This window comes from Pseudomonas wuhanensis, from assembly GCF_030687395.1.
Lineage (GTDB): Bacteria > Pseudomonadota > Gammaproteobacteria > Pseudomonadales > Pseudomonadaceae > Aquipseudomonas > Aquipseudomonas wuhanensis.
In genome coordinates this window covers 3,461,155-3,482,043 of sequence record NZ_CP117430.1, presented here as the reverse complement: position 1 = coordinate 3,482,043, position 20,889 = coordinate 3,461,155, and the positions used below count along the sequence as shown (strand labels likewise).

Genomic DNA, 20,889 nt, shown 5'->3' with positions numbered 1-20,889 from the left:
CTCCTGAACTGAACTCAAGCTTGGGTAGTTTGGATAAAGAGATTGACCGGGAAATCCCCCAGCGCGGCGCTGACCATCAGCTCCCTGTGTTTTGTGACTGCGACGCTCGCAAAAAGTCCCTTCAGATTTTCTTCAGCGGCGGCAAACGGCAATTTGACTCGTGTATCGCCCCAAAGCGGCGCTTCAACCTGTGGTTCGGCACTGTCTTCCAGCAGTTCGGCACAACGTATCGGTACAATCACGATAGCCCGTTTTCCCTGCCATTCACGGGCAAACGCCAGTACCCGGTGAGCCTGGCTGCCGACGACTTCAAGGGCTTGATACGTCCCTTTTTGAAACAGCTCGGCATGCTCGGCACGCCGGTTTAACGCTTGGGCGATCAGGGCTTGCTTGATGCGCCCGTCACGCCAGTTCACCAATAGATCGGGCAGGTCCAATCGCACGTGCATGGCCTGCTGACGGCTGATGTAATCCACCGGCCGGCGGTTGTCCGGATCGACCAGCGTGAAGTCCCAGAACTCGTTGCCCTGATAGAGGTCCGGTACCCCCGGCACGGTCATTCGCAGCAAGGTTTGCGCCAAGCCATTCAACGCACCCGCAGCGGCGATACTCTGCGCCGCCGCACCGAGGGCCGCGCGTAGTGGCTGGCCTTCGGGGCTGAGCAGCAGGCGTTCGAGAAACCCATGGGTCGCCTGCTCATACCCCTCGTTCGGTGCGCTCCAACTGCTTTGCAACTTGGCTTCGCGCAGGGCTTTCTGTTGCCACTGCCAGAGGCGTTTGGCGTAGTCCTCGAGCGCCACCCGATCATCGCTGCGCAACTCCAGCGGCCAACTGCCGAGGATCGCTTGATAGAGAATCAGCTCGTCGCCCGCCGAGGGCGCGCCGGGTTCAATGCGCAATTCGTTGGCCAATGTTCGCCAATGTTCGACCTGCTCGGCATACCAGGCGCTGCGCTCGCTCAACACCGCCAGCCGCGCGCGGGTGTCTTCGCCGCGTTTGTGGTCGTGGGTCGCGGTGGCCAGCAGGTTGTCGGGGAATTCGGCGAGGCGATTGGCGCAAGCAGCATGGAAGTCAGCCACCGGGGCACTGAACTGCTCGGTGTTGTAGCCGACATCGTTGCGCGACAGCAGCACCGCCGAGCGATAAAGCGCGGTGTCTTCCACCGCTTTGGCCGCCGTCGGTGAGGTCAGTTGCTGGAAGCGCACGCACGCATGCTTGAGCAGTTTGCGTGGGCGACCCACCGGGTACTTGCGCCAGGGTTGGCCACCGAGCCAGCCGGCCAGGCAATCGAGTACCGGCCAGTCGGCCTCGCCGAGGGTTTGCCTTGCACCGTCCATGGCCTGCTGGAAAAACTCCTCGTCCTGAGCGCAGTGTCGGCCCAGCGGGCTGATGTAAGTGCGATACACCGGGAAGTGCACGATCAGTTCCTGCAAGGCCCGACGGATCGCGCCGAGCGTCAGGTCCCGGGTCATCAGGTCGTCCCGGGCCACTTGCAACAAGGCGTGGGCGACGCTTTCGAAATCCCCGGCGAGGGAGCCGTTGAGAATCTGCTGGCGCGCCAGTTGCGCTTCCTGACGGAAATCGGCGGGGCGTTCGCTGTGTCGGCTCCAGAGCTCACCCAAGGTCTGGGCGCCTTCGGGGTCGTGTTGCAGCAACGACAACTGGTTCATGAATTCGTAACCGGTGCTGCCATCGACGGACCAGTCGCGGTGCAGGGTTTCGCCTTCGCCGAGGATCTTTTCGACGTAGATCGGCAGGTGCCGCTCCGGTGCCAGGCTATCGACTCGGCGGCGCAATTTGCGGCAGTAGCCACGCGGATCGGCGAGGCCGTCGATATGATCGATGCGCAGCCCGTCGATCAGACCTTCGGCCACCAGCTCGAAGATTTTTGCGTGGGTCGCCTCAAATACCGCCGGGTGTTCGACCCGTAGGCCACCCAGTTCATTGATATCGAAAAAGCGCCTCCAGTTGATATCGTCCGCCGCGGTGCGCCAGCTGGCCAGGCGATAACTCTGGCGCTCCAGCAGGTTATGCAGGCGCTGGAAACCCTCGGGGGTGAGTGAGTCGTAGGTGCCTAGCGTATGCTGGATCGCGTGAAGAATGGCCGGATCGCTGGAGAGTTCCCGCAGCTCGGCTTTCAACGGAATCGCCAGGCTGTGCGCGTCAGTCTGGTAACTCAAGGTACTGAAGCGGTCTGCCAGGGATTTGAGCCGGTCGGCCTGCTCGGCATTCAATTGATCATCGGCCTTGAGCAGTTCGCCGTAGTTCGTCGGGCAAATCGGGAAGTGATGCTCGTAGTGCTCGACATAAAAGACGCCGTGCCGGGCATCGAAACGCAAGGGCAGGGTGCCGTCCTGCAAGGCGATGCCGTAATCGCTGCCCAAAAAAGGCAGCAGCAATTGGCCTTCCATCAAGGGGTCGGGCGAATGCCATTGAATGTCGAAGAACTCGCCGTAGGGGCTCAGTCGCCCCCATTCCAGCAAGTCGAGCCACCAGGGATTATCGCCACCGCCGACGGCCATGTGGTTGGAGACGATGTCCAGGATCAGCCCCATGTTCTGTTCGCGCAACGTACCGACCAAACGGCGCAATGCCGCTTCGCCGCCCAGTTCAGGGTTGACGGTGGTCGGGTCCACCACGTCGTAGCCATGCATGGACCCCGCGCGGGCGGCGAGCAGCGGCGAGGCATAGACATGGCTGATGCCCAGGCTGGCGAAATACGGCACCAGCGCCACCGCCTGATCCAGGGTGAAACCTTTATGAAATTGCAGCCGCAGGGTCGCCCGCAACGGTTGGATGAACGGTTGAGTCATTGGTCACGCTCGGCCGCCTGAAGTCGCGCACAGGCGAGCAGTTCCAGGCGCCGGGCGGCGTCTGGATCATCGAGCAGGGCTTCGCTGTCGCCGGGTAGCCTGCGGGACCAGTTGGGATGGGTATCGGTGGTGCCGGGCAGGTTGGCCTGCTGTTCGATACCCAAGGCATCTTCCAGGGGCAGCAATACCAGCGGGGCGCGGGTATGGCCAAGGAAGCGGATCGCGGCGTCGAGCACCTGATCGGTTTCGTGGGACTCTTCGCGGAAATTTTGCGGGTCCTCGCTCAATACCCGGCGCAAACCTTCGCGCTCGCGCTCACGGTGCTGGCGCCATTCGATTTCACCCGGCGCGTCGACCAGATTCAAGTGCGCGCTCCAGTCGATATCGCGGCCATGCCACCAGCCATTGAGCGTCGGCAGGTCATGGGTGCTGGTGGTTGCCAGTGCGTTGTCCGGCCAGTCGAGAATCGGCTTGAAGTGAGTATTGTCCTGTTCGAACAGCAGCACACGCATACCGAGGATCGAGCGCGCGATGAGTTTCTCTCGTAAACCCTCGGGCACGGTGCCGAGGTCTTCGCCGAGGACGATGGCCTGATGCCGATGGGATTCGAGGGTCAGCAAGCGCAGCAGGTCATCCACCGGGTAATAGAGGTAGGCACCGTCGCTGGGCGGCGCGTCGTTGGGGATCACCCACAGTCGTTGCAGGCCCATGACGTGATCGATACGCAGGCCGCCGGCATGGGCGAAGTTGGCCCGCAGCATTTCGATGAACGCGCGAAAGCCGTTGCGCACCAGACCTTCGGGGGAGAACGCGGAAATGCCCCAGCCCTGGCCGGAACGGTTGAGAATGTCCGGTGGCGCACCCACGGTCAGTGAGGCGAGCAATTCGTCCTGGCGACTCCAGGCCTGGCTGCCGCCGCCGTCGGCGCCCACCGCCAGATCGGCGATCAGGCCGATGCCCATGCCAGCGCTGCGGGCGGCGGTCTGGGCGCGTTCCAGGCTGCGCGCAATCAGCCATTGGCAGAACGCGTAGTAGCCGATGCGGGTCGAGTTTTCTTCGGCAAAATGCGCCAGGGCGGTGCTGCGCGGGTCACGCCATTGTTCGGGCCACTCGCGCCAGTCGAGGCTTTCACCGCGCCGCGCCCGGGCTTCCTGAATCGCTTCGAAGCGGCAATGATTTTCCAGCGCTTCGCCACCGGCATGGCGGAAACTGCTGAAGTCTGGGTGCAAGGGGTGTTCGCCGTGGGTGAATCCTTCATATAAGGCTTCGAGCAAGCGGTGCTTGGCCTCGGCGGCGGTGGGCCAGTCGATCAGCGGCAGTTTTTCCAGGTGCTTGAGCTCAGCGGCAAGGCCGGTGGCGTCGATCGCGGTGCGCAGGGCTCGCTCACCGAGAATCGCTCCGGGCGCCGCGTACAGGCTATTGAGGAACAAGCGGCTGGACGGCGAGTAGGGGCTGTAACGCTGGGTGTCGCCGCTGAACATCGCATGCAGCGGGCTGATCGCCAACGCCTCGGCGCCCCGTTCGCCGGCCACCCGGGCCAGATCTTCGAGGGCCTGGGTATCGCCAAAACCGCCATCGCCGGGACGGCGCAGCGAGTACAACTGCACGCTGAGGCCCCAGGCACGCGGGTTTTTACTGTCAACGGCATCCCCGACGCTGTAGCAGCGCTGGGGTGCCACCGCCAGGGTGAAGGATTGATCGTCGATGCTGACGTGCTGATAACCCACCGGCACCAGGCCGGGCAACACAGCGTTGTCATCGAGCTTCAAGTTAATCCGTGAGCCGTCTTCGAGATGGATTTCACACGGAGTCTGCGGTTCGAAGTAGTGGGACAGGTCAAGGCCAACGCCTTCGTCGCAGGTCAATAGCGGTGGCAGGTGTCGGGTTTGTTGCACCTCCTGCAGTTGCAGCAGGCTGGCGTCGATCTCCTGGGCGGTATTGGCGGGATGGCCAAGGCCGCTGAGCACCGAGCGCAACACCGCCGGGGTCACTTTCTGTGGACGGCCATTGGCGTCGATCCAGTCGACGGCCAGGCCTGCTCGGCTGGCCAGTATTTCCAGTTGCGTATTGCTCATGGGCGCTCTCCATCCGGGGGTAGCAAAGGGGCTGCGGCCGTGAGGCTGACTAGCGCGCAATACGGGGCAAGCATGCCCTGATTCAGACCGGCCGATTGTGGCGGGTGTTCGAACAGCAATGTCGCGTCGGCCTGTGGGGTGTGGACCACGGACGCATCGCTGAGGTTCAGGTCAATGCGCAACTGACTGCCATCGCCCAGCCGCCAGCGCGCCGTCACCGCGCCCTCGGCCAGTACCTGCGCACCCAGCGCCTGGGCGCCGGGCAGGTGCGGGATGATGTGTCGGTGGCGGATCTGCAGCAGTTGGCGATATAGGTCATAAATCGGCGATTGGTGGCTGGTGGTCAGCTTCGGCCGTGAAGCTTCGAAGGTCTGCGTCGCGTTCGGGTCGGGAATCTGCTCACGTTTGTGCGGGTCGGCAAAGGCACTGAAGGCCGCGAACTCATTGCGTCGCCCTTCGCGCACCCGTTCCGCCAATTCACCGTGGTGGCTGGTGAAGAACAGGAACGGTTGCTCGGCGGCGAACTCATCGCCCATGAACATTAGTGGGATCATCGGCGACAACAGCAGCAGCGCGGTGGCGGCGTAAAGGGCATCAGGATGGGCCAGTTGATGCAGGCGCTCGCCAAAGGCGCGGTTGCCAATCTGGTCGTGGTTCTGCAGAAACAGCACGAAGGCCGTGGGTGGCAAGTGACCGCTCGGCTCACCTCGCGGTGTACCGTGGCGGGTGATATGGCCCTGGAACACGAAGCCCTGGCTCAGGCAACGGGCGAGTTGTTCGGTGGGCTGCTCGGCATAGTCGGCGTAATAAGCATCGGTTTCACCCGTGAGCAGAACGTGCAGGGCGTTATGGCCGTCGTCGTTCCACTGCGCGTCGAAACCTTGCTCCAGCAGGCTGGCCTGGTTGTGCTCGTTTTCCGCCATGAGCCACACGTGCCGTGCCGGATCGGTTTGCCGGCGAACCCGTTGCGCCAGCTCTTGAAGGAAGTCCGGGTCTTCGATGGCGTGCACCGCGTCCAGGCGCAGGCCGTCGAAGCGGTACTCCAGCAACCACATCAGCGCGTTGTCGATAAAGAAGTCGCGCACCTCGCGCCGCCGGAAGTCGATCGCCGCGCCCCACGGGGTGTGTTTGTCTTCGCGGAAAAAGCCTTTGGCGTAGCGATGCAGGTAATTGCCGTCGGGGCCGAAGTGGTTGTAGACCACGTCGAGAATCACCGCCAGGCCATGGCCGTGGGCCGTGTCGATCAGGTGTTTGAGTTGTTCGGGCGAGCCGTAAGAGGCTTGAGGCGCGTAAAGCAAAACCCCGTCATAGCCCCAGTTGCGCTCACCGGGAAACTGCGCCAGCGGCATCAGTTCGATGGCGGTAATACCCAGCTCGACCAGGTGTTCCAAATGCTGCTCAACCTGGCTGAACCCGCCGAGTGCACCGACGTGCAGTTCATAGATCACCGCCTCATTCCATGGCCGCCCCTGCCAGGCGCTGTGTTGCCACCGATAGGCGAGGGGATCGACCACCACGCTGTGGCTGTCGATATCGCCCGCCTGGGCGCGGGAGGCCGGGTCCGGCACCTCCAGTTCGCCATCGATGTTGTAGCGGTAGCGGGTACCCGCAGGGCAGCGGGTCTTGATCACAAACCAGCCATCGGCCTGAGGCAGCAGTGGCAGGGATTGTCCATCGTCCAGTTCGAGACTGACGAAAAACGCATCTGGCGCCCACAAGGCAAAACGCGTGTGTTCTGCGTCCAGCATGATTGCGCCGTGGGGCCAGGTCTCAAGGGTCCGTAACGGCATCGTTGAAAGCCTCTTACTGTTTGCCCGATTTTCCCAGCGCTTTAGTCACCAGTTGTTCGTAGAGTTCGGCGTAGGGCTCGACAGCCTTGCACCAGTTGAAGGGCGCCGCCATGGCCCGGCAACGCATGGCGTTGAGCAGGCCGGGGAAGGCGAACACCTTGAACGCGCGGCCCAGGGCTTCGCGATAACTCTCTACCGTGGATTCGTCGAAGAGGAAACCGGTCACGCCGTTTTCAATGGTGTCGGCCAGGCCGCCGGTATTGCGGGCCACCGGCAATGAACCGAAACGCTGGGCATACATCTGGCTCAGGCCGCAGGGTTCGTAACGCGAAGGCATCAGCAGGAAATCACTGCCGGCGAACATCCGGCGAGCGTCGGTTTCATTGAAGCCGATGTGCACGCCGATTTGCCCGGGGAAGCGCAACGCCAGTTCACGCATGGCTTGTTCTTCTTCCGGTTCGCCACGGCCGATGATCGCGATCTGCCCGCCGTTGGCGACGATGTATTCAGCCACCGCTTCGGTCAGGTCCAGGCCTTTCTGGTAGACCAGCCGCGAAACCACGGCGAACAGTGGACCTTTGGAGTCTTCGAGATCGAACAGCCTGCGAACGTGCGCGGCGTTGACGGCTTTACCCTCCCAATCGCCGATGCCGAACGGGTGGAACAGATGCGGATCAGTCGCTGCATCCCAGCTTTCATCGATGCCATTGGGAATCCCGCTGAGCAGACCCTGCTGGGTCTTGGCGGCGAGAAAACCGTCGAGACCGCAGCCGAAGGCCGGCGTGGTGATTTCCTGGGCATAAGTGGCGCTGACGGTGGTGATGTGGCTCGAGTAGGCCATGCCGGCCTTGAGGAATGACATCTTGCCGTAAAACTCCATGCCTTCCTGTTGCAAGGCGTGCATGGGGATACCGAGTTCCGGGCACGAGCCGAGGCTGGTGACGCCCTGGTATGCCAGATTGTGGATGGTGAACAGGGTCGGGGTGCGTTGGCCGCGCCAGTGCATATAGGCGGGGGCCAGGCCAGCGGGCCAGTCGTGGGCATGCACCAGGTCGGGGCACCAGTGAATTTGGGCGAGATTGGCGGCGATATCGGCTGCTGCGAGGCCCAGCCGGGCGAAACGAATATGGTTGTCCGGCCAGTCGCGGCCGTTGTTGGCGCCATAAGGTGAACCTTCGCGCTCGTACAATTCAGGGCAGATCAACACGTAAATGACCAGGCCGTCGGGCATGTCCATGCGCCCGATCTTGCAGGGTGGCAACGCGGCGTGCCCGCCCAGTTCACCAATGATATGAATCGGGTTTTCGCTGTTCAGCACTTGCGGGTAACCGGGGATCAACACCCGGACATCGTGCAGATGCGCCATGGCCCGCGGCAGTGCGGCGGAAACGTCGCCAAGACCTCCGGTCTTTACCAGGTCGGCAATCTCCGAGGTGACGAACAGGACTTTCTTTTTATTGGGATTCTGACTGGCTACCGGTGCCAGTGTCTTGGGGATCGGCATGTTGATCGATTTGGCACTGAGGACACCAACGGTGCTCGTTTCCCCGACCTGCTGATGAGCACGTTCTCCCTGAATATCTAAAGCCGCACTGATCATATGAATCTCCCGTGTTGTTGATCTAATTCTAGGCCTGGCACAAACGGTATTCGTGGCCAAATCCTGTGGCCGGGCGCAAACGCGCTACGCATCGGTGAGCAAGTGCTGCCCATGCGCTGAAGCAGAATGGGTGAAGTGGCTGTTGCAAGGAATGCACCAGTCGCTGTGGCCCTACCTTTCACCTGACACGAGGCCAGCACCAAAAGTTTCGATTATTTTCACCGAATGACCAGCCGGTTTTACTCCGCGAAAATCAGTCTAGGCCAGAACTTAGAGCGGGGTCGGTCAACGGGTGAAATTGTTCGACAATCGGTTGGGTGAGGGTATAAACACGAGGCTTTGCGGGGAGCCGCACCGACGAAGGGCAGGTTTATTTTCTGGTGTGGGTCAGATCGGGACCGGGAGGTCACGCTAATCGGGCGTGATGGGAGGTTATGTGCGCCATTGTGGTGCGGATTATTTGGGGAGGCGTGGTGAGTTTTAGGGCCTCTTCGCGTGCAAGCCACGCTCCCACAGGATTTGTGTCGGACGCCGGCAATGGGCATGACGCCAAACCTGTGGGAGCGTGGCTTGCCCGCGATGAACGATAACGCGGTCTCAGCTAAGAATCCGAACCGGCTTCCCAGCCGCCCAGGCCTGTATGTCCTCGATCATTTGCGAAAAGAACAGTTGGTAATTCTGCCGGCTGACATACCCGACATGAGGCGTGGCCAGCACATTGTCCAGTGTCCGGAAGGGATGATGACGGGGCAACGGTTCGTGCTCGAACACGTCCAGCGCAGCGCCCGCCAGGCGTTGTTTCTGAAGCGCCTTGATCAACGCCGACTCATCGACGATCGGCCCGCGAGCCGTATTGATCAGCCATGCCGTGGGTTTCATCCAGTCCAGTGCCTGAGTGTCCACCAGCCCTCGGCTGCGCTCGCTGAGCACCAGATGGACCGACAACACATCGGCCTGCTCGAACAGTTCCTGCTTGCTGACATAGGTGACGTCGACTTCGGCGGCCCGTTCGGCGGTCAGGTTTTCGCTCCAGGCAATCACCCGCATGCCGAACACCTGACCGAACCGGGCTACCCGTTGACCGATGCTGCCCAGACCGAGGATCGCCAAGGTCTTGCCCTGCAGGTCGCCGCCCAGCCCTTGCTGCCATTGGCCTGCGCGCAAGGCGTTGGCTTCGGCCACCAGGTTGCGGGTCGCGGCCATGATCAGCGCCCAGGTCAGCTCGGGGGCGGCATGTTTGTAGCTGTCGGTGCCGCAGACCTGAATACCCAGCGCGGCGGCGGCTTTCAGGTCCAGGGCGGCGTTGCGCATGCCGCCAGTGACCAGCAGTTTTAGTGCGGGCAAGCGGCGCAGCAGGTCTTCGTCGAACCGGGTGCGCTCGCGCATCACGCAGATCACCTCGAATGCGCCCAGGCGTTCGGCCAGGGTTTCGTTGTCGGCAGGGTAGTCATGGATAAAACTCACCTGGCCGATGCTGTCCAGCACCGACCAGTCCACCACGTCGCGAGCGACGTCCTGCCAGTCATCGATCACCGCAATCTGCACTGCCATCAGCCTTACCTCATCAACGAACGGGATTGGTTTTGTTCAGCCAGTCGAGTAATGCCTGATGGAACTTCGCCGGCTCTTCCATTTGCGGCGCGTGGCCAAGGCCCGGGAATTCAATCAGCGTCGACTGTGGAATCAATTTCGCCACTTGCTTGCCGAGTACGTCGTAATGACCGATTTTCGCCTTCACCTCGGGCGGTGCGATGTCTTTGTTGATGGCCGTGGTGTCGGAGGTGCCGATCAGCAGCAGGGTCGGTACCTTCAGGTCCTTGAACTCGTAGTACACCGGTTGGGTGAAGATCATGTCGTAGATCAGCGCCGAGTTCCACGCCACCGCTGTTTTGCCCGGCCCTTTGGCCAGGCCTGCGTACATGTTCACCCAACGATCGAACTCCGGCTTCCAGCGGCCATCGTAATAGGTGCTGCGTTGGTAGTCGTGGATACCTTGCGCCGTAACGTTCAGCTCGCGTTCATACCATTGATCAACCGTGCGATACGGCACGCCGAGGGCTTTCCAGTCTTCCAGGCCGATGGGATTGACCAGCGCCAGTTGTTCGACTTGATCGGGGTATTGCAGCGCATAGCGGGTAGCGAGCATGCCGCCGGTAGAGTGGCCGAGCAGGGTGGCCTTCTGGATGCCGAGGGCCTTGAGCAGTTGCTGGGTGTTGGACGCCAGTTGCTGGAAACTGTATTGATAGTGGTCCGGTTTGCTGGAGGTGCAAAAGCCAATCTGGTCCGGCGCGATGACCCGGTAACCGGCCTCGCTCAGCGCCTTGATCGAGCTGTCCCAGGTCGCGCCGCAGAAGTTCTTGCCGTGCATCAGCACCACGCTGCGTCCATTGACCTTGCCTTGGGCGGCAATGTCCATGTAACCCATCTGCAGGGATTTGCCCTGGGACTCAAAGGCGAAGTGCTTGACCGTGTAGGGGTACTCGAAGCCCTCAAGTTGCGGGCCGTATTCCGGCGTTTCGGTTTGGGATTGGGCGTGCGAAAGAGCGGGCAGGGCCGCCGTCAGCAGCAGGCCCGGTAACCAGCGGGAGAAAATGCGCGACATGGGTGAGCTCCACAGGAAATCTGCCGATGCTGGATCGGCATGATTAGGGTGACATTAAACAGAGGTCACGGCCGTAATGCCGGTCAGTTAAGCGATTTCAGCAGCGACGCATTCTTTGTAGCAGCTGTCGAGCCTGCATGGTCGTTCAACTCATCCACCCCAGCGTAGCAAGGGCCAACACACCATAGCGGGCGCCCTTGGCGAGCGTCACGATCACCAGGAAACGCCCCAGCGGCTCGCGCATGATGCCAGCCACAAGCGTCAGAGGGTCGCCGATGATAGGCACCCAGCTTAGTAGCAACGACCAATGGCCGTAACGCTGATAGTGCTTTTGGGCTTGCTTGAGATGGCGGGGGCTGACCGGAAACCAGCGCCGATCGTGAAACCGCTCAATGCCGCGCCCCAGCCACCAGTTCAGCAGCGAACCCAGCACGTTGCCCAGCGTTGCCACTGCCAGCAGCGACCAGAGCCAATACTGGTCGCTGAGCAACAACCCCACCAGCACTGCTTCGGATTGCAAAGGCAGCAGGGTTGCAGCACCGAACGCCGCGAGAAACAGCCCGATGTATGCGCCGAGCATCAATGGGCGGGGTAGTCCGCCACCACCACGTCAGTGCCGTCCTTTTTCAGGCCGATCACCTGATAGGCATCGCTCATGCCGTCCATTTCCATGCCGGGCGAGCCCATGGGCATGCCGGGGGCGGCAACCCCCAACAGATCGTCACGCTTGCTCAAGGCCAGTACTTGATCGGCAGGTACATGGCCTTCGACGAATTTGCCATTGATAAGGCCGGTGTGACACGACGCGAGGCGAGGTGGCACGCCGTGTTGTTGCTTGAATTGGCTCATGTCGGCTTCGACATGGTCTTCAACTTTGAAACCGTTGGCTTCCAGATGGCTGACCCATTTTTTGCAGCAGCCGCAATTGGCGTCGCGGTGAACTTCGATGGGGATCAGCTCGGCGGCCTGGGCCAGGGAAGAGATGAAGAGGGCGCTCAGGGCGGCCAGACGCAGGTGGGTTCGCATGGGGATCTCGTCTCGGGTTGTAGCCAAAAAGATGTATTTTGATCTTTTTCTCTGGTGAAGAGGAGGCGGATTGTTTCGAAGTAATACAGCATGAGTAAAGCATTTGTGGCGAGGGAGCTTGCTCCCGCTCGGCTGCGAAGCAGTCGTAAAACAGACACCTGCGTTCTATCTGGATCGGCGCGGTGGCAGATTTGGGGCCGCTGCGCGCCCTAGCGGGAGCAAGCTCCCTCGCCACAGGGGGGATGCCAGCCTGTGACTGGTTTGCCCGGCACCCTCGATACAAACAAACTAACCAAGGCGTACATAAAGACTTGATTAGTTATTTGCGCCCCTATCGAAAAGTTCATGTAGAGCAATGAAACAAGGCGCTTTCTGGTATGTATCGTAAATGTATAAAATTTGTAAAAAACGGAAATATTTGTTGGTGACGTTAGAGCGCGCACCGATACTCGCGCGCACTTAACTCGGTTAAACAAGGAACTTTTATGGTCGCCTCACAAGGACGTCTGTGTGTTTTGGATGATCGGCATCCCGCCACACAGTCGGGAGCCCGGTCATGACAATCGGCTATACAGGTGCCTGGACGAGCAAGGCAGGTTTATTGGTCAAGGATACCGGCAGCGGCAAGCCTGTCACCCACAGCGCCAGGGTCAAGCAGATGCTGGCACTGGTGGGAAGTAATCCCAATGCGCTGAATACGGCGAAAATGGATGAACAGAAACTGCACAGGAACATCAAGGGCTTCGATCCGGAAAATGTCTCCGCCAAGCAATTGGGCAATCTCAGTGCCTTCTTGAGAGCCAAAGGCCTGATTTCCGATATTACTTCGATGACCTTGCTTAATGCCGGTGACAAGTTTGACCGGTTTGGCGTTCAGAAAGACCCGGATGCGAAGTTCAATGCGCTGGAGTATTTCGCCACGCAACTGGACACCATTCAGAACAACAGTATCAAGGGTGACAAGTACGCCGCTGGCCTGATCCCTGAATACAAGACGGCGATCTACGTACTGCAGAACTTGCAAACTTACGGCAAGGGCAACGGTACGACCCCGACCGACAAGGGGGTCAACTCCAGAGCGTGATGTTCGGCAACTGGCCCGCTCAACTATCGAACGGGCCAGGCACCTGCTATCGGTCAAGCAACCTCATGACTTCTTCTGGATAACGCAGGCCTGCCGTGGCATTGGCCGGGAATATCGCTTCCAGGGCCAGCAACTCTTCGCGGCTCAGCTTCACATCCAGCGCGGCCACATTTTCTTCCAGGTATTTACGCTGTTTGGTGCCTGGAATCGGAATCAGATAATCCCCTTGGGCCAAGACCCACGCCAATGCCAGTTGGCCCGCGGTCACGCCCTTGTCGGCGGCCAAAGCCTGCACCTGCTGCACCAACAACAGGTTCTTTGCGAAGTTTTTCCCTTGAAAACGTGGGCTGAAGCGGCGGTAGTCGTCGGCGGCGAAATCATCCGGGCTTCTCAGGGCACCGGTCAAAAAGCCCCGGCCCAACGGACTGTAAGGCACAAAGGCAACGCCCAGGCGTTGGCACGCGGCCAGGCAACCGTTTTCCTCCTGATCGCGACTCCACAACGAATACTCACTTTGCAGTGCGCTGATCGGATGAACCTTGTTCGCTCGCTCCAGCGTGGCGACCGATGCTTCACTCAAGCCCAGGTAACGCACCTTGCCGGCTTTCACCAGTTCTGCCATGGCGCCGACGGTTTCCTCGATGGCCACCTGCGGATCGATGCGGTGTTGGTAATACAAATCCAGGGTTTCCACGCCAAGGCGCTTTAGGGTGCCGTCGATAGCGTCGCGAATGTATTCCGGTCGACCGTTGACGCCCCGTGCACCGGGATTGGATGGGTCGCGGACAATGCCGAACTTGCTGGCCAGAAACACCTGGTCACGCTTGCCTGCAATGGCTTTGCCGATCAGCGCTTCATTGGTATGTGGGCCATACATGTCTGCGGTATCGAGCAGGTTGATCCCCAATTCCAGCGCGCGGTGCAAAGTGGCCGTGGCTTCGCGGGTGTCCACGCCCGTGGTGTAGAAATCGGTCATGCCCATGCAGCCCAGACCGATCGCGCTAACCTGCGGACCGTTTTTGCCCAGTTGACGTGTTTGCATGAAATCAGCTCCCTGTGAATTGAAATCCTATTGTTGACCTCGACAGAAACAAGATAAACCGGCTAAAACTGCTATCACTATTTGTAATTTCTAAATAATCAGCCGGTAAGCCAAAGCAATGGATCGTTTCAATGCCATGCGCGTATTCACCCGAATCGTCGAACTGGGCGGCTTTGCCAAAGCGGCGGACAGCCTGCAGTTGCCCCGGGCTTCGGTGACCATTCTGATCAAGCAACTTGAGGCACATCTGGGCGTGCAACTGCTGCAACGCACCACCCGGCAGATCAGCCTGACGCTCGATGGCGCAGCCTATTACCCGCGTTGTGTGCGGCTGCTGGCGGATCTGGAGGAGACCGAAGCGGTATTTTCCGCTGCTCGCCACAACCCCAAGGGTCTGTTGCGAGTGGATATGCCGGCGGGAGTGGGGCGTTTGATCGTGATTCCGGCCTTGCCGCAATTCACTGCCCGGTATCCATTGATCGAACTGGAAATCGGTTTGAATGACCGGCCTGTGGATCTGATCCGCGAAGGTATCGATTGCGTGTTGCGGGGTGGCTCGACCCTGGACGACTCACTGGTGGCACGACCGCTGGGCGTGATGGATCAAGTCACCTGTGCCAGCCCGGATTACTTGCAGCGTTGCGGGACTCCGCTGTGTCTGGAGGATCTGAAGGGGCACCAGATGGTGGAATACTTTTCCAATGACACCGGCAAACGCTACGGACTGGAATTTGTACTCGATGATCAGTTGCGGTTGATCGACCTGCCCAAGCACGTCTCGGTCAATAGCGCTGATGGCTATCTGGCAGCCTGTGAGGCGGGATATGGCTTGGTTCAGACTCCGTATTATCACGTTGCCCGCCAACTGAAGGAGGGGCGTTTGATCGAGGTCCTGAGGGACGTGCCGCCACCGGGTATGCCGCTGACGGCGCTCTATCCTCCTCATCGCCAGTTGTCCCGGCGGGTGCGGGTGTTCGTCGACTGGATGGTGGAACTCTGTGCGCAGTCGGCCAATGGGTTTTATAGAGATGACTCACGCGGCTGAGCGGTTACCAATAGAGGCGTTGGCGTTCTGCTGCATGTCGTCATGCAACTGTTGCATGTGCACGCAATGCAGATTGAGGGATCGAACCTGTGCGCCTCGATGAAACAATGCAAACCAGCCATCGTCACCTGGCGTGGGAATCAGGCCGGTGAAGGCGAAGCCCAGAGCCGAAAAACTGTGCACGTCCCGGGCGAAGTGCCGGGACAGTTCGAGTCGTGCCGAGATCAGCCAGTGCCTGGGTAGTTGGCTGATCTGCTCAAGCAAACGCGTGTTCAAACGCTGAATGACAATGTCGAACCGATGCTGCTGTTGCTTTATTTGCAAGGGCATCGCGGGCCGTGATGTCTTGTCCTGGTGGGTTCCAAACACCGAACACAAGTGCTGCATAAACGCCCGGCAGCTTTCGGGCCAAGGGATGTCGGGGAGCGGGCGCATGTGTCCGGCGATCAGGTGGCAGCCCATCACGATGGTTTCCGGAAAGGGTTCAGCGAAGGGCGAAGGGACAAAGTCAGGAAGCAAGCCAGTGCTGTGGAAGCCGATTTTTTCCGCCATGCGTTGAGTGTAGGGATGGTGGGTCACTTGCTTGATCGAGACACTCTTGAGCCCCACAGAGTCTGACTGCTTCAGTAGCTCAAGGCCCAGGCGGGTCGCGAGATTCTGCCCCTGGGCGGCGGGGTGCACCACGCTGAGGGCCAGTTCCGCGGTACTTGAAGGCGTGTCACGACACAACGCGGCATGCCCGAGAACGCGGCCGTCGTCCACGGCTACCATCGATTGCCAGCTGCCTTCGGCGTGGTGCTGACTGATCATGTTCGGCAGGTAGATATCTGGCTGAACATAATGATCGCCGTAGACCTCTCGGAATAACTGGCTCACGGCAATGGAGTCGGAGGGACGGAAGGGCCGAACAATCAACCGGTTCATCACACGGGCTCCAGTGGGAGAACGTCATACACGCGCGAATCCAGCACCCGCAGTTGTTTGCCTGAACGAGGGTGAAGCTTCAGGTCGGTGGTTGCGCAGGCCAGCACTCGCAACTCCAGCAGACCCTGACGGATCAGGTTGTCGATGGCGGGGTAGTGGGCAAGCAGCGCTTCATGCAATGCGCGGAGCATCGAGTCGACGGCTTGCAACTGAGGATCGGGCACCCACTTCACGCTCAACAGATCCTTGGTGCCGGTCTGTTCGATCAGCAATTGCCATTGTTCGCTGTGCGCTACACGCTGAACGATCTCGTGTATTTCTTCGGTGAACAGCGATAGAACGCCGACTCGTATTCGTTGACTGTGGGCACCGCGCCCTTTGAGCGCGAATTTACGCCTCGGGGTTGCGGCCGGCTCACGCCAACAGGCACGGTCGCCCACCGGGTAACGCAGCAGCGGCATAAGCCGGCGTGTCAGGTTGGTCAGTACCAACAAGCCGGTGCGATCGCATTCTTCAATCACTTCACCGGTGTGTTCATCGACGATTTCCAACAGGGTTTGTTGATCGAACACTCGATGCTCGCCCAATGCACAGTCGCGGTCACTGGCGCCTATCAGCCCGGCGTCTACGCTGGCATAGCCGATTGAGGCGATACGGGCATTGGGGAACACTTCCCCGAGGATTGCCAACTGCGGGGCAAACAGGCTTTCACCTCCATATAACAGCGTCTCGACTCCGCACAACACACGCCGATGCTGCGCCAGGTAGGCGCAGAATCGCAGCAGTTGTGCCGGCACTCCGGCCAGAACGCTGATCCGATACCGCTCTATGGCATCCGCCAATACGTCCAGCTCGACGTCTCCGGTAAACGGAAATTCACAGATGGATCGTCCGACATGGGCCAGGGAATCGTGGATAAACAGAAAACTGGCATAGAGATCCCCTGAAAAGAACAGATTGGCGACGCGGTCGCCATTGTTCAGTTGAGAGGAGAGACTGTTTCCGAATGTACTGACCAGTGTTTGCCATTCCTCGCAGGAGTAAACCGCCAGTTTGCCCTGACTGGTCGAACCTCCGGTTTTAAACACCAGCGCATCATCGACGTTTCCGGTCAGGACCGGCCAATGACTCAAATCGTTGCTGCCGGCCCAATAGTCGGATACGTCGGTTAGTGGCAGATCTTTTAAAGTAATACCCTTCGAGGGCAAATGCTCCAGGTGTTTGCTGTAAAAATTTGAGTGTTGCCTTATATAAGGTACTAATTGTTCAAGCGAATAAGTTGGGTTCACTGGGTTCTCTTTTTTGTCAGGTGTTTTTGTCAGAAAGCAGCATCATCGAAGTGTCTGCTTTTATTTTCTTTGATCGATAATTAATGGTGTTTTACCGCTATGTTTGTTTCGGGTGAAGGTTTGTTCGGCGCACAGGGTCACCTCCACAATTAAAAGTGCAGCACTCACCGCATTTGCCAATGCTTCATGGGTCAGCAGTTTTTGGCGTACCCAGTCGGCATCCGCATCTGCTCGAACTTGCATGCGTTCGACTCCGCTGGCGGTGTGGTCCAGGACAACTTGAATGGGCACTCCTACGCTGTGTTCCAGCGCCGAAGGTGAAATGAGTTCCGTGCCAATTCGCACCAGCTTTCCATGCCGCTGTAGCAGCTCGAATCGCGGCGTTTCCAGTCCGCAAGGGCAGGCCCCGGGTATCCAGCGGCCGGTGTCGCCGATGTCATATCGGTACACGCGCTGACCTTGCCGGGCGCGGGACGTAAACAGCAGACGACCGATTTCATTGGCCTGCACCGGCACATCCTGTTCGAGCTGAACTATTTCCAGATGCTGGGTTTCGCTCATCAAGTGAAATATGCCGTTCGCGGTTGCCGGGCAGGCATGCCCCAAGGGGCCTGCATCGACGGAGCCATAGATGGCAGAGCGAATCGTCGACACCCCACAGCTTTCCATCAGGCGCCGACTGGCCTCGCCCGGATGTTCGCCGCCAAGGAATACTTTGCTGATACCGGCATAGGCGCGAAGTCGTGCCTGCTCTTTAAGGAACAAGCAATGCAGCGTACTGGGCATGCCGATCAGCACGTTGACATGCTGCTCCACGATCAGTCGGGTGATTTCGCTGAAGTCATCGTCCTGGGGGGCCCCCATGGGTAAATGCACAACGCCCATCTGTTCAAGAATGTTCGAGAAACTGAAAAAACCACCATAAAGGTTGCCGCCGTAGAACAGGTTCATCACCCGGTCCTGTGACGGATCGAGCCCGACACAGAACAGGCCATCAGCCGCGGCGCGCATTTGTCGTTGAAAGTCTCGGTAGCTGAAGCCGGCCAGGGCCGGAGTCCCGCTGCTACCGCCGGAGCGGAAGTACAACTGTGTTGCGGAGACGATTGGCTGGGTCATGAACGTGTCTTTGTCCATGATGGGGGCATGGGCTGTGTCAGGGTCGGGCGGAAGCGGATCGAGCGTTGCACGGCCAGTCGAGGCATCCGGGGGCAGAGTCACCGAGAGGCGGCGACTCAGACGCGACAGCGCGTAGACGCCATCGTGAGGCTCGCCGGCGTAGCCGTCATGAATCGACTCGCAAGGCGCAATGCGGCTGACGCCGGCATTGACCAATGTTCGAACGAGCGCGGGGGTGTCTGCCGAGGGACACATCAGCGCGCAGCTTTGCAGGACGGTGCGCCAGGGCAACAGCGTCTCGCTGAGCAGGTGCCGCGGAACCGGTTTGAGCAGCACCGTACGAAACAGCGGCGACGGTGCCAGCTTCTGATGGTGCTCCCAGATGACCCGCCATCCGGGGCCGGTCCACACTTGGCCGATCTGGTTCTTGAAGCTCTGATCCAGCCGCGCCATGGCGGTGCGGGTAGTGATTTCCGACGCTTCCTGATCTGTCGGCACCAACGCCGGCCATTGCGGGGCGCGACGGTTGAGGGCTTCGGCCAGTCGATCTCCGAGGTTCTGCAAGACGGCCGGATCGTTGCTGTCCACCAGCACCCATTGAGGGCTGGAACACGCTTGTTGATCCAGTCGACAGACTTCATCCGCCAATGCATCGAGCGCCGAAGGCGTCGCCGCATCAAGTGACAGGTAGGCGAAGCTGATCTTGTGTCCCCAATCGATCCAGCGACAGCCGGACGGGATCTGTTGGCGGATCGATTTAAGCGCCGCTTCTCCGCCCCAGGCGGATACCCCATCGGCCTTGGCGCAGAGTTGAGTGATATGAGAGGTGTCCACCGGTAGAACCGCTACGAATTCGGCCAGTCTGCCGCTGGTGTCGCACCGCACAAGGGTGGCGAGCAACTGCGCGGTCAAACCCTGATCGCTGGCGCTGGGGCGCAGCCAGTTGATGTTGCCGGCCAACAGACTTTCGAGCACCGCGCAGAACGCCAGCAACGGTGCGTTGCCCGGGGTGATATGCACCACCAGCCCCAACGGGTGCCAGCTTTCGAAGCACGGTTGCCGGTAGTCAATAAGTCGCAGCGAACGCGGTTGCAGGCCCAGTTCCCGATCAAGCTTGGTGCTCAGGTTGCTGCGCTGGCAGAAATCGATCAGTCCCTGATATTGATCGTCATCGAGGGGTAGATCCAGGTGGCGAGCCTGCAACTGCGTGGCAAAGCGAGCGGCGGACTCGATGACGGTTTCGCTATCGATTGGTGCAGCCAGCAGCCGGGGCAGTTGTTGTTCAAGGAGCTCGAGTACCCTTTCCGGGGTAACGTCGTCACGCAGTTGGCCATTGATCAGGTACATATCAAGCCCTCCCGATCAATTCAGAAGCGGCCATGGCGCAGCTGCGACTGGCGCTGGTGCCGGCACGGCCATGCAGCTCGAACCAATCCGTCGCCAGGCCGCATCCGCAACTGGCGCCGGGGTGCAATGTCGCCAGATCGCCCATGACCACGGCATGGGCAGGGCTCGACGAAATGTAGGGAGAAACGAACTCCAGCAAGCCGCGCTGGCCGTATGGCTGGACAGTGAAATCGGATGGGGCGCGCACGAAAACCTTCGAGTAGATCGGTACATGAAAATGATGGTGGGCACACTGGATATAGGGCACGGCATGCTCTACGGCGCCATAACCGTCCCGGCAGCGGGACAGGTCGATACCCAATTGCCGGTTGATTCGGGCATACAGCTGATGGAGGGGAATTTCCTGTGCCGCCTGGGTTTTCCAGCCTCCACCCAGAAATACCAGTGACTGGGCAGGCAACTGCAAATCGGCCACGCCCGTGTCCTCCATGCGCTGAAGGGCATGCGAAAGGAACGCCGGAAAACCGAGAATACGAACGGGCAATCCTTCCTCGGCAAACTCCTGCAGGGTGCGAATGACACCGAAGAGGTCGAACTCGTGGCCTTTGCCGATCAGACGCAAGCCGTAAACGACTCGGTTGACGGGGGCATAGCTGCACAGAAATTGATCGGTATAGGCCGTGCCAAGGGTGATGGCTGCCTCGGGTTCATAGCTCAGGAGCAGGTAATTGCAGGGGCTGTGTGGAGTATCCCAGCCGTAGTGCCGGAAAATATGGCTCACCATGCCTTGGGCGGCGGCCATGCTGCGAGGATCGTAGCGCATGCAGCTTTTCTGGCCGCTGGTGCCGGACGATGTCAGCTCCAGCGCACCTTCGCCAGTGGGACTGAACACCGAATGACGTTTGAAGTAATTGGCGAAAATCGGCGGTAGCCTTGACCAATCGTCCAGCGTTTCCAGGGCGTTGGCATCAAGGCCGTTGGCGTTCAGCCAGCGTTCGTAGCCAGGTGTGTGGTGACAATGAAACAGGCTGACTTCACCCATGGCCTGGTCGAACAGGCCTTCCGGCACGGAATCCAGGCAATAGGGTTGCGTCAACGCGCAAAGCGCATCGGTGTGGGGTAGATGGATCATCTAA

Annotated in this window: 15 protein-coding genes; 2 read left to right on the top strand and 13 right to left on the bottom strand. The window is 59.9% G+C overall.

Going from position 1 to position 20,889, the window contains the following annotated elements; translation table 11 throughout:
* Positions 1 to 14: 14 nt before the first annotated feature.
* The 8 genes from PSH88_RS15880 to PSH88_RS15845 all read right to left on the bottom strand — a co-directional run bounded on the left by PSH88_RS15880 (position 15) and on the right by PSH88_RS15845 (position 11,906).
* Positions 15 to 2,813, bottom strand: a complete 2,799-nt coding sequence (locus PSH88_RS15880; protein ID WP_305421453.1) for a malto-oligosyltrehalose synthase — start codon at positions 2,811 to 2,813, stop codon at positions 15 to 17.
* Complete coding sequence (gene malQ, locus PSH88_RS15875; RefSeq protein WP_305421452.1) at positions 2,810 to 4,888, bottom strand: 4-alpha-glucanotransferase; 2,079 nt, start codon at positions 4,886 to 4,888, stop codon at positions 2,810 to 2,812. The genes PSH88_RS15880 and malQ overlap by 4 nt, the downstream gene beginning before the upstream one ends.
* Positions 4,885 to 6,678 carry a malto-oligosyltrehalose trehalohydrolase gene (gene treZ, locus PSH88_RS15870; protein ID WP_305421451.1) on the bottom strand — a complete coding sequence of 598 codons (1,794 nt, stop codon included), beginning with the start codon at positions 6,676 to 6,678 and terminating at the stop codon, positions 4,885 to 4,887. The genes malQ and treZ overlap by 4 nt, the downstream gene beginning before the upstream one ends.
* Positions 6,679 to 6,691: 13 nt before the next feature.
* Positions 6,692 to 8,278: a glycogen synthase GlgA gene (gene glgA, locus PSH88_RS15865; RefSeq protein ID WP_305421450.1), complete on the bottom strand. Its 1,587-nt coding sequence runs from the start codon at positions 8,276 to 8,278 to the stop codon at positions 6,692 to 6,694.
* 597 nt (positions 8,279 to 8,875) lie between these two features.
* On the bottom strand, positions 8,876 to 9,829 hold the full coding sequence (locus PSH88_RS15860; protein WP_305421449.1) for a D-2-hydroxyacid dehydrogenase family protein: 954 nt from the start codon (positions 9,827 to 9,829) through the stop codon (positions 8,876 to 8,878).
* Positions 9,830 to 9,842: 13 nt separating this feature from the next.
* Entirely contained in the window at positions 9,843 to 10,880 is a 1,038-nt protein-coding gene (locus PSH88_RS15855; RefSeq protein ID WP_305421448.1) for an alpha/beta fold hydrolase, read from the bottom strand.
* Positions 10,881 to 11,025: 145 nt separating this feature from the next.
* Positions 11,026 to 11,460, bottom strand: a complete 435-nt coding sequence (locus PSH88_RS15850) for a YqaA family protein (protein WP_305421447.1) — start codon at positions 11,458 to 11,460, stop codon at positions 11,026 to 11,028.
* Positions 11,460 to 11,906, bottom strand: coding sequence for a DUF411 domain-containing protein (locus PSH88_RS15845; RefSeq protein ID WP_305421446.1), 447 nt, complete (start codon positions 11,904 to 11,906; stop codon positions 11,460 to 11,462). Before PSH88_RS15845 ends, PSH88_RS15850 begins: the two co-directional genes overlap by 1 nt.
* 556 nt (positions 11,907 to 12,462) lie before the next feature.
* On the opposite strand from PSH88_RS15845, the gene PSH88_RS15840 reads away from it, so the two are divergent.
* Positions 12,463 to 12,990, top strand: a complete 528-nt coding sequence (locus tag PSH88_RS15840; RefSeq protein WP_305421445.1) for a hypothetical protein — start codon at positions 12,463 to 12,465, stop codon at positions 12,988 to 12,990.
* Positions 12,991 to 13,036: 46 nt separating this feature from the next.
* On the opposite strand, the gene PSH88_RS15835 is transcribed toward PSH88_RS15840, so the two are convergent.
* Positions 13,037 to 14,032, bottom strand: a complete 996-nt coding sequence (locus PSH88_RS15835) for an aldo/keto reductase (protein ID WP_305421444.1) — start codon at positions 14,030 to 14,032, stop codon at positions 13,037 to 13,039.
* A 118-nt stretch (positions 14,033 to 14,150) separates the two neighbouring features.
* Between PSH88_RS15835 and PSH88_RS15830 the strand changes: the two genes are divergently transcribed.
* The gene (locus PSH88_RS15830; RefSeq protein ID WP_305421443.1) at positions 14,151 to 15,077 is read left to right on the top strand and encodes a LysR family transcriptional regulator; all 927 of its coding nucleotides are present in this window, start codon (positions 14,151 to 14,153) and stop codon (positions 15,075 to 15,077) included.
* On the opposite strand, the gene PSH88_RS15825 is transcribed toward PSH88_RS15830, so the two are convergent.
* From PSH88_RS15825 to PSH88_RS15810, 4 genes are read right to left on the bottom strand one after another with little or no spacing between them, the layout of a single operon-like run.
* The gene (locus tag PSH88_RS15825; protein ID WP_305421442.1) at positions 15,066 to 16,001 is read right to left on the bottom strand and encodes a GNAT family N-acetyltransferase; all 936 of its coding nucleotides are present in this window, start codon (positions 15,999 to 16,001) and stop codon (positions 15,066 to 15,068) included. The genes PSH88_RS15830 and PSH88_RS15825 overlap by 12 nt on opposite strands.
* Complete coding sequence (locus PSH88_RS15820) at positions 16,001 to 17,290, bottom strand: AMP-binding protein (protein WP_305483293.1); 1,290 nt, start codon at positions 17,288 to 17,290, stop codon at positions 16,001 to 16,003. The genes PSH88_RS15825 and PSH88_RS15820 overlap by 1 nt, the downstream gene beginning before the upstream one ends.
* A 60-nt stretch (positions 17,291 to 17,350) precedes the next feature.
* Entirely contained in the window at positions 17,351 to 19,753 is a 2,403-nt protein-coding gene (locus tag PSH88_RS15815; protein ID WP_305421441.1) for an aldehyde dehydrogenase family protein, read from the bottom strand.
* Between the two features lies 1 nt (position 19,754).
* Complete coding sequence (locus tag PSH88_RS15810) at positions 19,755 to 20,885, bottom strand: LuxE/PaaK family acyltransferase (protein ID WP_305483292.1); 1,131 nt, start codon at positions 20,883 to 20,885, stop codon at positions 19,755 to 19,757.
* Positions 20,886 to 20,889 lie beyond the last annotated feature (4 nt).

Coding starts and splice junctions, on each gene's coding strand:
- malQ (WP_305421452.1), bottom strand. CDS start 4,888: ATGAGCAATACGCAACTGGAAATACTGGCCAGCCGAGCAGGCCTGGCC.
- treZ (WP_305421451.1), bottom strand. CDS start 6,678: ATGCCGTTACGGACCCTTGAGACCTGGCCCCACGGCGCAATCATGCTG.
- PSH88_RS15860 (WP_305421449.1), bottom strand. CDS start 9,829: ATGGCAGTGCAGATTGCGGTGATCGATGACTGGCAGGACGTCGCTCGC.
- glgA (WP_305421450.1), bottom strand. CDS start 8,278: ATGATCAGTGCGGCTTTAGATATTCAGGGAGAACGTGCTCATCAGCAG.
- PSH88_RS15850 (WP_305421447.1), bottom strand. CDS start 11,460: ATGCTCGGCGCATACATCGGGCTGTTTCTCGCGGCGTTCGGTGCTGCA.
- PSH88_RS15855 (WP_305421448.1), bottom strand. CDS start 10,880: ATGTCGCGCATTTTCTCCCGCTGGTTACCGGGCCTGCTGCTGACGGCG.
- PSH88_RS15825 (WP_305421442.1), bottom strand. CDS start 16,001: ATGAACCGGTTGATTGTTCGGCCCTTCCGTCCCTCCGACTCCATTGCC.
- PSH88_RS15840 (WP_305421445.1), top strand. CDS start 12,463: ATGACAATCGGCTATACAGGTGCCTGGACGAGCAAGGCAGGTTTATTG.
- PSH88_RS15830 (WP_305421443.1), top strand. CDS start 14,151: ATGGATCGTTTCAATGCCATGCGCGTATTCACCCGAATCGTCGAACTG.
- PSH88_RS15835 (WP_305421444.1), bottom strand. CDS start 14,032: ATGCAAACACGTCAACTGGGCAAAAACGGTCCGCAGGTTAGCGCGATC.
- PSH88_RS15810 (WP_305483292.1), bottom strand. CDS start 20,885: ATGATCCATCTACCCCACACCGATGCGCTTTGCGCGTTGACGCAACCC.
- PSH88_RS15815 (WP_305421441.1), bottom strand. CDS start 19,753: ATGTACCTGATCAATGGCCAACTGCGTGACGACGTTACCCCGGAAAGG.
- PSH88_RS15880 (WP_305421453.1), bottom strand. CDS start 2,813: ATGACTCAACCGTTCATCCAACCGTTGCGGGCGACCCTGCGGCTGCAA.
- PSH88_RS15845 (WP_305421446.1), bottom strand. CDS start 11,906: ATGCGAACCCACCTGCGTCTGGCCGCCCTGAGCGCCCTCTTCATCTCT.